This is a genomic window from Burkholderia sp. BCC1998, from assembly GCF_905339875.1.
Taxonomy (GTDB): Bacteria; Pseudomonadota; Gammaproteobacteria; order Burkholderiales; family Burkholderiaceae; genus Burkholderia.
In genome coordinates this window covers 1-273 of the sequence record NZ_CAJPHE010000119.1, presented here as the reverse complement: position 1 = coordinate 273, position 273 = coordinate 1, and the positions used below count along the sequence as shown (strand labels likewise).

Annotated in this window: 1 pseudogene; it reads right to left on the bottom strand. The window is 58.6% G+C overall.

Features of this window, described 5'->3' with window-relative positions:
* Nucleotides 1–150 (bottom strand): annotated as a pseudogene (locus U5A56_RS37050) (succinate--CoA ligase subunit alpha); the annotation flags it as partial.
* Nucleotides 151–273 lie beyond the last annotated feature (123 nt).

Sequence of the window (273 nt, the reverse complement as noted above, 5' to 3'; positions counted from 1 at the left end):
ATCTTCGCCGGCCTTCTTCGGGTTCACGCCAGCGACGAATGCTTCGCGGCCGTTTGCGTATTCACGGCAGGCGCGCGTATGGAACTGACCGGTCTTGCCGGTAATGCCCTGCGTGATGACCTTCGTGTCCTTGTTGATCAGAATCGACATGTATTTTGACCTCTGTTCGATTGGCGTCGCGTGCAAACCGCGCCGCCATACCTATTCATTGAGCGCGCTTACTTGCCTGCGGCAGCCGCGACGACCTTCTGCGCAGCCTCTTCCATGCTGTCC